Annotated in this window: 11 protein-coding genes and 1 pseudogene; 7 read left to right on the top strand and 5 right to left on the bottom strand. The window is 69.3% G+C overall.

Annotated elements, in window-relative coordinates:
* Nucleotide 1: 1 nt before the first annotated feature.
* Entirely contained in the window at nt 2-499 is a 498-nt protein-coding gene (locus tag OJJOAM_RS17935; RefSeq protein WP_422650601.1) for an acyl-CoA thioesterase, read from the bottom strand.
* A 343-nt stretch (nt 500-842) separates the two neighbouring features.
* Between OJJOAM_RS17935 and OJJOAM_RS17930 the strand changes: the two are divergent.
* The 6 genes and pseudogenes from OJJOAM_RS17930 (at nt 843) to OJJOAM_RS17905 (ending at nt 8,164) form a co-directional block, all read left to right on the top strand.
* Nucleotides 843-1,611 (top strand): annotated as a pseudogene (locus OJJOAM_RS17930) (GntR family transcriptional regulator).
* A 174-nt stretch (nt 1,612-1,785) separates the two neighbouring features.
* Nucleotides 1,786-3,324 (top strand): acetolactate synthase large subunit, encoded by a 1,539-nt coding sequence (locus tag OJJOAM_RS17925; protein WP_422650952.1) that lies wholly within the window; start codon nt 1,786-1,788, stop codon nt 3,322-3,324.
* Nucleotides 3,325-3,572: 248 nt separating this feature from the next.
* On the top strand, nt 3,573-3,980 hold the full coding sequence (locus OJJOAM_RS17920) for a Zn-ribbon domain-containing OB-fold protein (RefSeq protein WP_422650600.1): 408 nt from the start codon (nt 3,573-3,575) through the stop codon (nt 3,978-3,980).
* A gap of 4 nt (nt 3,981-3,984) precedes the next feature.
* Nucleotides 3,985-5,157, top strand: coding sequence for a thiolase (locus OJJOAM_RS17915; RefSeq protein WP_149318644.1), 1,173 nt, complete (start codon nt 3,985-3,987; stop codon nt 5,155-5,157).
* A gap of 614 nt (nt 5,158-5,771) precedes the next feature.
* The gene (locus OJJOAM_RS17910) at nt 5,772-6,758 is read left to right on the top strand and encodes a hypothetical protein (protein WP_422650599.1); all 987 of its coding nucleotides are present in this window, start codon (nt 5,772-5,774) and stop codon (nt 6,756-6,758) included.
* Between the two features lie 422 nt (nt 6,759-7,180).
* On the top strand, nt 7,181-8,164 hold the full coding sequence (locus OJJOAM_RS17905; protein WP_422650951.1) for a Bug family tripartite tricarboxylate transporter substrate binding protein: 984 nt from the start codon (nt 7,181-7,183) through the stop codon (nt 8,162-8,164).
* Between the two features lie 121 nt (nt 8,165-8,285).
* Here the strand turns inward: OJJOAM_RS17905 and OJJOAM_RS17900 are convergent, their stop codons facing one another.
* The 4 genes from OJJOAM_RS17900 to OJJOAM_RS17885 all read right to left on the bottom strand — a co-directional run bounded on the left by OJJOAM_RS17900 (nt 8,286) and on the right by OJJOAM_RS17885 (nt 13,045).
* Nucleotides 8,286-9,179 carry an FAS1-like dehydratase domain-containing protein gene (locus OJJOAM_RS17900; protein ID WP_422650950.1) on the bottom strand — a complete coding sequence of 298 codons (894 nt, stop codon included), beginning with the start codon at nt 9,177-9,179 and terminating at the stop codon, nt 8,286-8,288.
* Nucleotides 9,180-9,282: 103 nt separating this feature from the next.
* Nucleotides 9,283-10,653, bottom strand: coding sequence for an MmgE/PrpD family protein (locus OJJOAM_RS17895; protein ID WP_422650598.1), 1,371 nt, complete (start codon nt 10,651-10,653; stop codon nt 9,283-9,285).
* Between the two features lie 100 nt (nt 10,654-10,753).
* Complete coding sequence (locus tag OJJOAM_RS17890) at nt 10,754-11,923, bottom strand: acyl-CoA dehydrogenase family protein (protein ID WP_149318648.1); 1,170 nt, start codon at nt 11,921-11,923, stop codon at nt 10,754-10,756.
* A gap of 219 nt (nt 11,924-12,142) precedes the next feature.
* Nucleotides 12,143-13,045 (bottom strand): LysR family transcriptional regulator, encoded by a 903-nt coding sequence (locus OJJOAM_RS17885; protein WP_422650597.1) that lies wholly within the window; start codon nt 13,043-13,045, stop codon nt 12,143-12,145.
* A 184-nt stretch (nt 13,046-13,229) separates the two neighbouring features.
* On the opposite strand from OJJOAM_RS17885, the gene OJJOAM_RS17880 reads away from it, so the two are divergent.
* Nucleotides 13,230-14,156, top strand: a complete 927-nt coding sequence (locus OJJOAM_RS17880) for an SDR family NAD(P)-dependent oxidoreductase (RefSeq protein ID WP_422650596.1) — start codon at nt 13,230-13,232, stop codon at nt 14,154-14,156.
* The last annotated feature ends 832 nt before the right edge of the window (nt 14,157-14,988 follow it).

Raw genomic sequence — 14,988 nt, 5'->3', positions numbered from 1 at the left:
GCTAGTTGGCCAGCACCGGCGCACTCACCTCATACTCCTTGACCCGCTCGACGATCTCCTTCGGGAACCGCGCGATCCGCTTCTCCTTGTCGGCGAACACGATCTGCTGGTAGCCCAGCGAGACCGGCCGCTCGTCGACGCAGAAGCGGAACAGCAGATACGCCGAGCACTGCTTGACCTGGAACGTGTTCAGGTAGCAGTCCACACGCTGGAACGGGAACGTTTCCTCGACATATTCCTGGTGCGCGCGCTTGGTCACGAAGACGCCGCCCGCGGCCAGCAGATTGCCGTGGATGCACTCGTGGAACCAGCGCTCGCGGCAGATGCCCTGCCATTCGAAATAGCGCGCGAAGTAGGTGTTCATGAAGGCGTTGGAATCCTTCAGGTAGATGTCGATCGTGTGGTGGAACGTCTTGCGGGGTGGGGTCTCGACCTGATCCTGCGCCAGCTGGCCGGCACCGCGGTTCAGGATGTGGGGAATCACGTCGCGCATCAACATGGAAAAGCTCCTGGATCAATGGCTGCGAGCGGCAGCCGCGCTTGCCCCGGGGGGAGAGGGGGGCATGCCGCATTCTGGCCGGAGACCCTGCACGGACGTCACCCACCTTTGCGGGTAGACCAGGGGCCGGCACACGTAAGCGGAACTTGCCATTGCAGGCGTGATGCTGACTGCGGGATGCCGCACCAACCCGCGGTAAACCCTAGTGGTATAGGTAACTAGACCTTATTACAGTGGCAGTTCGCCGATCCCCCCTTTTCGGGGGGACTCACCGCGTTCGTTTGCCTCGCGTCCATCCGCGGCCCGGCGCCGCGCACGGATCCCCCTTCGTCCGCCGCCATCGATGCCCGAATCCCTGTCCTCGACCGAACTGCTGTCGCGCAGCCGCGAGCCCGTCTATTTGCAGCTGGCGACCATCTTTCGCCGCCGCATCGAGAGCGGCGCCTGGCGTCCCGGCGAACGCATCCCGTCGCTGGAGGATCTGTGCCGCCAATACGGGGGTCGCGCGCATGACGATGCATCACGCGCTGTCGGTGCTCGACGACGAGGGGCTGGTCGCGCGCGCGCGCGGCCGCGGTACCTTCGTCAAGGACGGCGGCAAGCGGCGCCGGCCGGTGTCGCTGCCGGTCACCTGGGGCCAGGCGGTCGAGGTCGGCGAGCAGCTCGGCACCGAGGCGCTGGTCGAGTCGGCGGGCAGCGTGCCGCTCCCGGACGAACTCGGCATGCCCTGCGAGGCCGAGCGCGCGCCCGCCTACCATTTCCTGCGCCGCTTGCACCGGCTCGACGACCGGCCCTTCGCGATCGGCGAGGTCTATATCGAGGAAGGCTTGTTCGCGCGCAATCCGCGGGCGTTCCGGCAGGGCGCATCGGTGCCGGTGCTGGACCGCTTTCCCGGGTTGCGGGTATCGAGCGCGCGGCAGCGGCTGTCGATCATCGCCGCCGGCGCGGAGTCGGCCGCGGCGCTGGCGCTGCCGGTGGGCGCGCCGGTGGCCGAACTGCGCCGCCATGCCTGCGCCGACGGCGTGATCGTCTATTACGCCCGCATCGAATTTCCGACCGAATACGTCTGCCTGGACTTCGACCTGCTCGACCCGGGCGGCCTCGCGGGCTGAACGGCAACGCCTGACGAATACAGCGCGAACAGATCAAGAACACAACGCGAACACAACGCGAACACAACGCCAACCCCGGCACAACCGATCCCCCATCCGATTTCGAATCGACCGACCTCAGACCAAGGAAGCGCGCATATGGAGACGAACCAATCCCAGCAACCCGGGCAGACGCTGAACGGCGCCGAGAGCCTGGTCAAGACCCTGCTCGCCTGCGGTGTCGATACCTGCTTCGCCAACCCGGGCACCAGCGAGATGCATTTCGTCGCGGCGCTCGACCGCATTCCCGGCATGCGCTGCGTGCTGGGTTTGTTCGAGGGCGTGGTGACGGGCGCGGCCGACGGCTATGCCCGCATGGCCGACAAGCCCGCCGCGACGCTGCTGCATTGCGGACCGGGCCTGGCCAACGGCCTGGCCAACCTGCACAACGCGCGGCGCGCGCAGACGCCGATCGTCAATATCATCGGCGACCAGGCCACCTATCACCGGCCGCTCGATGCACCGCTGACCGCCGACACCGAGGGCTGGGCCCGTCCGGTTTCGGTGTGGACCCGCACCGCGCAGCGCGCCGATCAGGTCGGTGCGGATGCCGCGGCGGCGGTGCAGGCCGCCTGCGCCGCGCCCGGCGGCGTGGCCAGCCTGATCCTGCCGTCGGATGTGTGCTGGGACGAGGGCGGGCAGGTCGCGGCGCCGCTGCCGCCGCTGAGCGCGCCCAAGGTCTCGCCCGACGCGATCGAGCAGGCCGCGCGCTGGCTGCGCTCGGGCCAGCCGACGCTGCTGGTACTGGCCGGCACGGCGCTGCGCGAGGCGCCGCTGGCCGACGCGCATCGCATCGCCGCCGCCACCGACGCGCGGCTGATCACGCCGATGTCCAATGCGCGCGTGTCGCGCGGCCGCGGCCGTTTCGCGGTCGAGCGCGTGCCCTACTCGGGCGATGCGGCGCGCGCCAGGCTGGCCGGCATCCGCCAGGTGATCCTGGTCGGCGCGCCGCCGCCGGTGACCTTCTTCGCCTATCCCGGCAAGTCGCCGCGCCCCTATCCGGAGGACGCGCAGATCCATGTGCTGGCGCGCCCCGAGCAGGATCTGGCCGATGCGCTCGCGCGGCTGGCCGACGCGCTCGGCGCGCCCGCGGTGCCGGTGCCGGACGCCGTCGCACCCGCCGGCATCGCCAAGGGCGCGGTTACCTCGGAAGCCGTCGCGCAGACGCTGAGCGCGCTGCTGCCCGAGCAGGCGGTGGTGGTCGAGGAGAGCGTCAGCTTCGGCCGCGCCTTCTATCCCGGCACCGTGCATGCCGCCCCGCACGACTGGCTTCAGCTGACCGGCGGCGCCATCGGCGCCGGCCTGCCGCTGGCGGTGGGTGCCGCGGTGGCGGTGCCCGACCGGCGCGTGGTCGCGCTGCAGGCCGACGGCTCCGGCATGTACACCGTGCAGTCGCTGTGGACGATGGCGCGCGAACAGCTTGACGTCACGGTGGTGGTGCTGGCCAATCGCAAGTACGCGATCCTGCTGGGCGAACTGGCCGGCGTCGGCGCCAACCCGGGCAAGACGGCGCTCGACATGCTCGACATCGGCAATCCGGATCTGGACTGGGTCAAGCTCGCCGCCGGCATGGGCGTCGAGGGCGCGCGTGCGGTCGATATGGAGAGCTTCGCCGATCTGTTCGCGATGGCGAACAAGCGCAAGGGCCCGTTCCTGATCGAGCTGGTGATTTGACATGGGCGATGAGACGCCGCTTGCCCTCTCCCCCAGCCCCTCTTGCGCATGCGGGAGAGGGACGCAAACCGCCGCGCCGACGAACGACCGGTGGTGTTCTCCCTCTCCCGCTTGCGGGAGTGGGCCGGGGAGACGGCAAGGGCGGCTCCATTCGCGATTGAATAATCCACCCTTCCGGACAAGCGAATTGCGCAGGCGCCAATGACTGCGGCAAGCTGCCCCCGGAAGGCACCGAGCCAGGAGACAGCATGACAACACCCACCACCGAGGCGCAGGCCGAGCAGGGGCCGGACCGCCTCTACGCGGCCCTGCTGAACGAAGGGCGCTTTCGCATCCAGCACTGCCGCGACTGCGACCGCCACGTGTTCTATCCGCGCAATCTCTGCCCGCACTGCGGCGGCGAGGCGCTGGACTGGACCGATCCGAAGGGCGCCGGCACCGTCTATTCGACCAGCGTGGTGCGCCGCAAGCCCGAGGCCGGCGGCGACTACAACGTCGCGCTGATCGACCTGGACGAAGGCGTACGCATGATGAGCCGGGTCGAGGGCGTGGCGCCGCAGGCGGTGAGGATCGGCATGCGCGTCAAGGCGCGCGTGGCGCCCGCCGCCGGCGATGGCGTTCCCGCGATGGTGGTGTTCGATCCGATGGAGGGCTGACGCGATGCCAGCACAATCGTTGCGCGGTGGCGTCGCCATCGTCGGCGTGGGCCAGGCCGGACTCGGCGAGGCGCACGGCAAGACCGAAATGGAAATCCTGGTGGAGGCGGCCAAGGCCGCGGTCAAGGACGCCGGCATGTCGATGCGCGAGATCGACGGCATCGCCACCGCCAGCGTCGGCGCCACCATGTGGGTGATGCCGGTGGCCGAATATCTCGGCATCCATCCGAAGTTCGTCGACAGCACGATGATCGGCGGCTCCAGCTTCGTCGCCCATATGCTGCCCGCGATGCTGGCGCTGGAGGCCGGCCTGTGCGACGCGGTGCTGGTCTGCTACGGCAGCAATCAGCGGACCTCGACGGTCGGCCGCGCCGGCATCGCCAAGGTGCGCTCGGTGCTGGACCCACAGCCGTACGAGAACCCCTACCAGCCGATGCAGCCGATCACCTCGTACGCGTTGGCGGCGGCGCGGCACATGCACCAGTACGGCACCACGCGCGAGCATCTGGCCGAGGTGGCGGTGGCCGCGCGCAAGTGGGCGCAACTCAATCCCGATGCGCTGATGCGCGATCCGTTGAGCATCGACGACGTGCTGAACGCGCGCATGGTCTCCGACCCGCTGTCGGTGCGCGACTGCTGCCTGGTCACCGACGGTGCCGGCGCCTATGTGATGGTGCGCGCCGAGCGCGCCAAGGATCTGGCCAAGCCGCCGGTCTATGTACTGGGCAACGCCACCGCGACCTGGCACCGGCAGATCTCCAGCATGCCGGACCTGACCGTCAGCGCGGCGAAGGAATCGGGCGAGCGCGCGTTCGCGATGGCGGGCGTCAAGCCGGCCGATGTCGACGTGCTCGAGCTGTACGACGCCTTCACCATCAACACGCTGCTGTTCCTCGAAGATCTTGGCTTCTGCGCCAAGGGGGAGGGCGGACCCTTCGTCAGCGGCGGGGCTATCGCGCCCGGCGGCAGGCTGCCGGTCAATACCAACGGCGGCGGACTGTCGTGCGTGCATCCCGGCATGTACGGCATGTTCATCACCATCGAGGCGGTGCGCCAGCTGCGCGGCGAATGCGGCGAGCGGCAGGTCGGCGGTGCGGAGATCGCGCTGGTACACGGCAATGGCGGCACCTTGTCGAGCCAGTCGACCGCGATCCTCGGCACCGCGGCGGCGCTGTAGCGGGCTCGGCTTTCGGGCCGGTGCTGCGACGGCATGCCGCAGCAAGCCGGCAGGCAGGTACGCAAGCGCGCAAGGCAATGCGGACGAACAATTAACGCGTTCGTCCGCATTTTTTCGTTTGGCGACAACAGGTCCCGGCGAAGTCTCGTGAAGCCGGCATTGGCCGTCAACGATGGCGCCGCGCCACTCGTCTAGAGAGTGCGACGGCGAATCGCGGACCGGCAAGGCGCTGCCGCTCGGCCCGTGGACCGTCCACGCTGCCGCTCGGCCTGTGGTTCCTCCACGCCCCTGCGCCTTGTCCTTTCAAGCCTGCCCGCACCATGACGCTGCCCGCCCGCCCCATCTCATCGTTCCTTCCCGCCACGCCACGTATCGGAGACCCGCGCTCCCGCGGATGGCAGGCGCCACTGCGCCCGCGCGATGCCGCGCAGGTGGCGCGCACCGCGACCACGCTGTTTCTCGGCGAAGGCAGCATCGACGTCACGCTGGCAGCCGATGGCGGCGGGCGCCTGCGCTCGGTCTTCGCCGACATCGCGCGGGAGTACCGCGTCGGCCGACGCGGCTGCGACCGCGCGCCCGATCCCAGGGCAGCGCATGCCGCGCTGGAGCTCGAGATGGGCGTCAAGGTGCTGATGCGGTTGAGCGATTGCCTCGGCGCCCTGTTCGGGGCGCAGGACGGCGTACGGGACGACGCAGCAAGCGCCGCACGGCGCGACGTCCGGGGCGACGTGAATGGCGACGTTCATGGCGACGATATCGCCCGCCGCGCCGCGCTGATCGAATGCGCGGCGGCGATTGCCGACGAGGCGCTGATCTGCCGCGACGAGCGCGCCGTGACGGCCGACGCCGCACCGGTGCGGCGCTGCCTGACGATTTCCGTCGGCGCAGGCGGCGAGATCCGCCTGCACAAGTTCTCGCGGTGGCAGCGGCCATCGGAGCGGGGGACCGATTGCAACGGCGGCACCGGCCCGTCGGATTGCGCCGATCGTGCCGCTACTGCCGCTATTGCCGCTAGTGCGCATCGTGCCGATCCCAAGGGTCGCGCGGACGGTCCGGGTAGTCCGCGTAGTCCAGGTGTTCCGGGTAGTCCGGATAGCCCGGACAGTCCCGGAGCGCATGCCACCGAAATGGACGCGTCCCTGGCCTTCCGGATCGAGCCGTGGCGCCGGACCGCGCGCCCGCGCCGCGGCGATCCGCGGCGCGTGCTGCTCCGTTGCCGCATCCGGCCGGTGCGCGTGGGCGATGCACAGCGCATGCACGAAGCCGTGCCGGTACCCGGCCCCGGCGTGCGCGACCGGCTCGCCGCCGGCGACTGGCGTGGCGCGCTGCTGATGCTGCTGATCCGGCTGTTTCGCCTGCCGATGCCCCGCCGCGGCGTGATCGCGGGCAGGGCACAGCTGAAGGTCTATCCGATGCCGCGCGACGGTCGCGCGGCGGTGGTCGTGCGGATGAGCGGCGAGGGGAAGCGCCGCGAAGGATACCGTGCGGCCATCCACGGCGTCGAAGCGGTCAGGCAGGAACTGGCAGGCCCTCGTCGTCTGCTCGCGGCACGCCCGCCGGAGCCGGCGGTGCGCGACGACGACGAGGTGCGCTGCTATTGAGCCGCCGGGCCGCGGTGTAGCGCGCGCTACCGTGCTTTCCATCCGTGCTCCGGATCCGCGCTCCCGATCCGTTCATGATCCGTGCTTCGCCCCGCGCTCCCGATCCGTGCTCGCTCCGTGCTCGGGACCCGCGTTCCCGATCCGTTCTCCCAATCCATGCTGGCGATCCGTGCCCGCGATTTGCCGCACCGCACCCACGGCGGCGCGAAAGGCCGTCTTAGCCAAATGCAAATGGCGAGCGCTGCGGCGCGCCCACACACTGCGGTGATGGCATCGGCGGGAGCGCCCGGGCTTCCTCTATATGTATACGGACGTATGCGGACCACACGTGCGCAAACAAGAAAGTGCGCCGGCCGAGCCAGACCGTTCACTACAGGAGGAGACGCATGGCAACGAAGCAAACACGATGGCGGCCCGCCGGCATGCTGGCGACCGTGCTGGGCGCGCTGGTTCCACTGGCCGGCGTGGCCTCGCTGGCGCTGAGCGAAGGCGCCGCGGCGGCCGACGCCTATCCGTCGCGGCCGATCAAGCTGATCGTCGGCTATACGCCGGGCGGTCCCGTCGATACCGCGGCGCGCGTCTATGCCGATCACCTGGGACGGGTGCTGAAGCAGCCGGTGGTGGTCGACAACCGTGCCGGCGCCAGCGGCGCGATCGCCGCCGAGATCACCGCGAAGGCGCCGCCGGACGGCTATACGCTGTACTTCGTCGCCAGCCCGACCATGACGATGACGCCGCTGATCCAGAAGGCGGTCAACTTCAATCCGAGCCGGGACTTCAGCCACATCGGGCTGATCACCGACTACACCAACGTGCTGCTGATCAACAAGGACTTCCCGGCCCGCAACGTCGGCGAGCTGGTGGAGTACGCCCGCAAGCACCCGCAGGGCGTGGCGTTCGGCTCGGCCGGCGTCGGCGCGTCCAACCATCTGTCGGCCGAACTGCTGGCGCAGATGAGCGGCGTGAAGATGCTGCACGTGCCGTACAAGGGCAATTCGCCGGCGATGACCGATGTGATCAGCGGCAAGATCGCCTTCATGTTCGATATCACCGGCACCGCGATCGGCCATATCCAGGGCGGCAAGGTGCGGCCGCTGGCGGTGACGTCGAAGGAGCGCAACGCCGCGCTGCCGAACGTGCCGACCATGGTCGAGTCGGGGCTGAAGGACTATGCGGTGACCGGCTGGTACGCGCTGATCGGGCCGCCGAAGCTGCCGGCCGAGGTGGTCGACACGCTGGTCAAGGCGCAGCAGACCGTCGGCGACGATCCGGCCTTCCGCCAGCGGATGACGCAGGGCGGCTACGACCTGAACATCACCGGTCCGAAGCCGCTGGCGGAGCGGATCGAGCGCGAACTGCGCCTGTGGGGCGGGGTGGTCAAGACGGCGAAGATCGAGGTGGAGTGATGCAGTACCGTCGTTCCCGCGGATGCGGGAACGACGGATGCAGGTGTGGCGGTGGAGCGGAGGCGGCGGTGCAGGGGGGTGGCGCAAGGGAGCGGCGCAGGGGGGCGGCGCAGGGGGCGGATTACTCCTCGACTACCGCCCATCCCTCCATCGCCTGCCCGCCGGCATCGTCGCCGGTCCACAGCAGCACGCGCCCGGGCTGTTGTTCGTCGCGCCGGCCGCCGACCGTGACGAGGTCGTGGTCGAACAGCGGCGCCATGCCGCGGAAGCCGAAGCGCTTGACGTTCGCCTGCGGCAGTTCGCGCCGCAACAGGTCCACCATCAGCACCGCCTGCAGCGGGCCGTGGACGACGAGGCCAGGATAGCCCTCGACGTCGCGCACGTAGTCGTGGTCGTAATGGATGCGGTGGCCGTTGAAGGTCAGCGCCGAGAAACGGAACAGCAGCACCGGATCGGCATGCAACTGGCGCTGCCATTGCGGCTGGTGCGGCAGCCGCGGGCGCGGCGGCTGAGCCTGGCCCGGCTCCGGCATCGCGCGATAGACGATGTCGTGGCGCTCGCTCAGTGCCGTCTCGCCGTCGACGGTCAGCACGTGGCGGACCGAGACGAACCACAGCTCGCCGCTGCGGCCGGTTTTCTGCTGCACCTCCTCGATGGTCGAGGTACGTGTCACGGTGTCGCCGACGCGCAGCGGACGCTGGAAGTCGAGTTCGCTGCCGGCCCACATCCGGCGCGGCAGCGGCACCGGCGGCAGGAAGCCGCCGAGCACCGCGTGGCCGTCGCGGCCCAGCCTGTGCTGGGGCGCGCGCGGCAGGAAATACAGCCAGTGCCACAGCGGCGGCAGCGGTCCGCGCGCGATCGCCTCGCCGTCCAGGTCCAGCGTGGCGGCGAGGCCGAGCACCGGTTGCAGCGCCAGCGTTTCGGTGCGGCTCTCGCTGCGGCCGATCCACTGGCGCAGCGCTTCGAGGCTGGTATCGGTATCGAGATGGGTATCGGAGGCGGCCGGATCGGCCATGCGTTGTTGGGCCACGGTTGGGAAGTCCTCTCGGGAGGTGGTGGGGAAACGGCAGGGACGGCAGGAACGGCAGTCTTCGCGCCGTTCCTGCGAGCGTAGGAGTTCAGGCCGCGGCCGGCAACCAGTCCGCCATGCTGTCCGTGTGTTCGAGCGCCCAGACGCGCGCGATGATCGTGCGCATCTCGGCCTCGCTGGCGCCCTGGCGGAAGGCTGCCAGCTGCAGCGCCTTCGCCTCCAGTTCGGGCCGGCTCAGCGTGTTGTCCGGATCGCCCTTGGGCACGTCGACCCGCGCCTCGAGCGTGCGGCCGTCGGTGGTCGTCACCGTGACGCGCCCGATCCACTGCCGCGGATAGGCGGCGTTGATCTCCGCGTCGAGCGCCATCGCGACCTTCTCGCGGAAGGCCGCCACGCGCGCATCCTCCAGCGCATGCTGCTCGAACTCGCCCAGGCCGGCGTGGCCATGCCAGGCCACCAGCCCGAGCACCGTGCCCATCGAGAACTTGGCCTGATGGATCGTGACCGGATCGACCACGGGGCCGAGCACGTCGATCGCGCCCTGGTGCACATGCGCGGTGACGCCGGCGATCAGCTCGGGGTCGAGGCGCTCGCGCTGCATCAGCGCCTTCAGCGCATCGGCCGCCGGATGGGTGTGCCGGCACGAGGCGAAGAACTTGAACGAGGTCTCGGCGGTGGCCCAGCGCGTGCCGAGGCCGTCGGTCAGCCGCGCCGGATCGGCGTCGCTCGACATGCCGGCCGCCATGCCCTGCGCGCCTTCCAGGATGCGGCGTGCGCCGGTGAAGCCGGCCCGCGCCAGATGGGCCGACATCAGCCCGTCGGCCGCCGCCTTGGCGGTATGCAGCTGCTTCGAATCGGCGGCGTCGCGCAGGAATTCCCACAAGCCGGCGGCCTGGGTGCCGGCCGACCCTAGTGCCTGGTTGATGCCCTCGGCATCGAGCCCGTACAGCTTGGCCACCGCCGCCGCGGCCGCCAGCGTGCCGACCGTGCCGGTCGTATGGAACACGCGATAGTGCGAGCGGCCCATGAACTCGCCGATGCGGATGCCGGCCTCGTAGCCGGCGATCGCCGCGGTCAGCAGCTGCGCGCCGCTCTTGCCCTCGGCCTGGGCCGCGGCCAGCACGGCGGGAAACACCACCGCGGCCGGATGCAGCACCGAGCCGTTGTGCACGTCGTCCTGTTCGACCACATGCGAGGCCGCGGCATTGACCAGCGCCGCGAACCACGGCGAGGTGCGGCGGCGGTCGACCAGCACCTCGGACGGACCGTGCTGGGGGCCCATCGCCACGGCGAACTCCTGCAGCCGGCGAATCGCCGGGGCGTCCTTGCCGGCGAGGGCCGAGGCGATCCAGTCGAGGAACAGGTCCTTGGTGCGCTCGACCACGGGCGGCGGCACGTCGGACAGCGTGAAGCGGGCAAGGAACTCGCAGAGTTCGCGCGTGGGATAGGAGCTTGGCATCGGCTTGGCGGGGATCGGCTTGGTGTGTATCGGCTTGGTGCGTATCGGTCTGGCGCGGAAGGTCTGGCGCAAGGGGCAGCAGCGTGGAGAAGACCCCGGCCTAGAAGGACCGCGGCAGTCCCAGCACGTGCTCGGCCACATAGGACAAGATCAGGTTGGTCGAGATGGGTGCGACCTGGTACAGGCGCGTCTCGCGGAACTTGCGCTCGATGTCGTATTCGGCGGCGAAGCCGAAGCCGCCGTGGGTCTGCAGGCAGACGTTGGCCGCTTCCCACGAGGCATCGGCGGCCAGCAGCTTGGCCATGTTGGCCTCCTTGCCGCAGGGCTGGCCGGCGTCGAACAGTTCGGCGGCCTTGTAGCGCATCAGGCTGGCGGCCTCGACATTGACGTAGGAGCGCGCGATCGGGAACTGGATGCCCTGGTTCTGGCCGATCGGGCGGTCGAACACCACGCGCTCGCGCGCGTAGTGGCTGGCGCGCTCGACGAACCAGTAGCCGTCGCCGATACATTCGGCGGCGATCAGGATCCGCTCGGCGTTCAGCCCGTCGAGGATGTACTTCAGGCCCTTGCCTTCCTCGCCGATCAGGTTCTCGGCCGGGATCTCGAGGTTGTCGAAGAACAGCTCGTTGGTCTCGTGATTGACCATGTTGCGGATCGGCTGGACCGTCAGGCCGTTGCCGATCGCCTCGCGCAGGTCGACCACGAACACCGACAGGCCCTCGGACTTGCGCTTGACCTGGTCCAGCGGCGTGGTGCGCGCCAGCAGCAGCATCAGGTCCGAATGCTGCACGCGCGAGATCCAGACCTTCTGCCCATTGACGACATAGCGGTCGCCCTGGCGCACCGCGGTGGTCTTGAGCTTGGTCGTGTCGGTGCCGGTGGTCGGCTCGGTCACCGCCATCGACTGCATGCGCAGCTCGCCCGCGGCGATGCCCGGCAGCCAGCGCTGCTTCTGCGCCTCGGAGCCGTGCCGCAGCAGGCAGCCCATCACGTACATCTGGCCGTGGCAGGCGCCGGAATTGCCGCCGCTGCGATTGATTTCCTCCATGATCACCGAGGCGGCCGTCAGCGGCAGGCCGGAGCCGCCGTAGTTCTCGGGAATCAGCGCCGACAGCCAGCCGGCCTGCGTCAGCGCCTGGACGAACTGCTCGGGAAAGGCGTCCTGCTCCTCGACGCGTTGCCAGTAGGCGGAATCGAAGCCGGCACACAGGTCGCGCACGGCCTCGCGGATTTCGGGGTAATGCGCATCGTGCGCCTGGTCGATCGTCATCAAGGGCCTTCGCAGCGGAATCACGGGAATGGGGCCATTATTCCCGAGCCCGCCGCGCACCGACATTCGCATTTGCCAAAGAGCGGCTTAGGGCGCGCCTTACCTGGGCCCGGGCCGGCGCTGTGGCCCGCCGCGGCCCGCGGTGGCCCGTGCTGGCCCGTGCTGGCCCGCGGTGGTCCGCGGTGGTCCGCGGCGATCCGCGGTGCCGGCAGCGGCGGCTCAGATCGGCTCGCGCGCCGCGTCGATCAGGTAGTGCACCAGGGTCTCGGCGAACTGCGGCAGTTCGCGGCCGGGCCGGCGCACCAGGCGCAGCTCGCGCTTGGCCCAGTCGTCCTCCAGCGTGATGAAGCGCAGCACCTTGCGGCTGGCGTAGCGGCGCGCGCAGCTGTTGGGCACGATCGCGATGCCGGCGCCGGCCTCTACCATGCGGCAGACCGCGTCGAAGCTGCCGACCTGGATGCGCAGGCTGATGCGCTTGCCCATGCCGCTGGCGATGCGGTCCAGGAAGGACTGGATCGCGCTGAACTGGTTCAGGCCGACGAAGCGGCAGGTATCGAGCAGATCGGCGAAATGCAGCCGCTTGAACTGCGGCAGCGGGTGGTTGACCGGCGCGATCACGATCAGCTCGTCGCTGCACAGCTGCATCACGTCCAGGTCCTCGGTGGCGACCTCGCCGGCGACGATGCCCAGGTCGGCCGCGCCGGCGCCGATGGCCGAGACGATCTCCTGCGACAGGTGTTCCTCCAGCTCGATGTCGACGTCCGGGTTCTCCGACAGGAAGCGCGACAGCGCGCTGGCGAGGAACGAGTTGGTGGCGGTGGTGTTGGCCAGCAGCCGGACCTTGCCCTTGACGCCCTTGGCGTAGGGGCGCAGATCGGCGTGCAGGCATTCGAGCTCGCGAAAGACCTCGCGCGCGTGCCGCAGCAGCGCGTCGCCGGCCGGCGTCAGGCGCACCCCCTTGACCTGGCGGATCAGCAGTTGGGTCTGGAACGCTTCCTCCAGCTGCTTGATGCGGGTGCTTGCCGCCGGCAGCGACAGGAAGCTGCGTTCGGCCGCCCGCGTCAGGTTATGGGTTTCCCCTACATTCAGGAACAGGCGCAGGTCGGTCAGGTCGTAATGCATCGCGTCGTGATGGGTTTGGCGGGATCGAACGGAGGGTTTCGGGAGGCGGAAGGCGTCTTTTGGGATTGGCGAATTCCCCTTTCGCTGCCGGCAATTTATCGTATATGCCGCTTCAATAGAACCTCGTAGGTGGGACAGGAGACCGATGATGACGGCGAAGGTGGAAGGATCCGCGGCAGGCGCGATGGCAGACTCGACGGCTGGCACGATGGCGGGCAAGGTCGCGGTGGTGACCGGCGCGGGAGGCGGCATCGGCCGCGGCATCGCGCTGGCACTGGGCGCCGCGGGCGCGCGCGTGGTGGTCAACGATATCGGCGTGTCGCTGAGCGGCGAGGGCGGCGATGCCGGACCGGCGCAGCGGGTGGTCGAGGAGATCCGGGCGGCCGGCGGCGAGGCGGTGGCCAACACCGACAGCGTGTCGAGCTGGCAGGGCGCCAACGCGATCGTCCAGTGCGCGCTCGACCGGTTCGGCCGCATCGACGCCGTGATCAACAACGCCGGCAATCTGCGCGACCGCATGTTCTTCAAGATGAACGAGGAGGAATGGCGCGCGGTGATCGACGTGCATCTGCACGGCACCTTCTTCGTCAGCCGCGCCGCCGCGCCCTATTTCAAGGACCAGCAGAGCGGCGCCTATGTCCATATGACGTCGACCTCGGGCCTGATCGGCAATTTTGGCCAGGCCAACTACGCGGCCGCCAAGCTCGGCATTGCGGCGCTGTCCAAATCGATCGCGCTGGACATGGCCCGCTTCAACGTGCGCTCGAACTGCATCGCGCCGTTCGCCTGGAGCCGGATGACGAGCTCGATTCCGTCGGAGACGCCGGAGGAGCAGGCGCGCGTGGCCAAGCTGCAGAAGATGGAGGCCGGCAAGGTCGCGCCGATGGCGGTGTTCCTCGCCAGCGACGCCGCGCGCGAGGTCAATGCGCAGATCTTCGCGGTGCGCGCCAACGAGATCATGCTGATGAGCCAGCCGCGGCCGGTGCGCTCGGTGCATGCCAGCGAGGGGTGGACACCGGAGACGATCGCGGAGATCGCGATCCCGGCGATGCGCAACAGCTTCTATCCGCTGGAGCGCTCGCCCGACGTCATCAACTGGGATCCGATCTGATCCTGGCTCTGCCGGCCGCACGCTGGCAGCACGACGCGCCGGGTGCTGACGCCCGGCGCTTTCACTGGCTCGCTCTGGTCGTCTCTCTTCTCCTCGCCTCGCCTCGCCTCGCCTCGGCTTTCTCCGCCGTTCCGCCTCTTCCCCTTCCATCGATTCTCGCCGGCGCGCACGTCGTCGCGCATTGCGGTTTCCCCTGATCGTCGCCGACTGCCGTCGGTGATCGCCGTTTGCCCACCGCCTGCTTCGCCGACCGTTCGCAGAGCGATCCGCTCGGACGTCGCATGTGGCCCGCAACTTGCTGGTGTACCGGCAACGGTGGCCGACGGATGCCGCCGCGCGGGCAACCGCGACGGGGAGACAGCGATGCGATCGACGCGATCGAATGCGAACTGGAACCTGTAGCGGTTTCGGCATTCCAATGGGCACGCACCCGCACGGTGCGCGCCACGATTCCAAAGGGGAGACGCGATTGCCTCGACGGTGCATGGAGACAACCGGCGAACGATGCTTCGCCACACCCGGGCCGACAGCAGGCCAGCGCCCGGGCCGATGGGTTAACCCTGCTTTTTCTCAGCGCGATGCGCGATGTCGCGGCGCTCCGTTTTCATCCCGCTTCGATCCCCGCTTCGATCGCCGCTTCGGTCGCGATCACACGCACCGGGAACACGACGGCAGCGTGTCGCGCAACGTTGCGCGCGAGGCCTGGGCACCCGCAACGATGCAGGATGTGCCAACGTACGACCCCACCCGTTCCAAGGTTTTGCAGTCCCGGTATGTCGTCGATGCTCGTCGGAAGCAATCGTTACAAACCGGGCAGTGCAGCACCAAGGCG

It is taken from the genome of Cupriavidus sp. H18C1 (assembly GCF_049311595.1).
Taxonomy (GTDB): domain Bacteria; phylum Pseudomonadota; class Gammaproteobacteria; order Burkholderiales; family Burkholderiaceae; genus Cupriavidus; species Cupriavidus cauae.
Note: the sequence above shows the minus strand (reverse complement) of the source record. Positions and strands in the feature narration are given on the sequence as shown.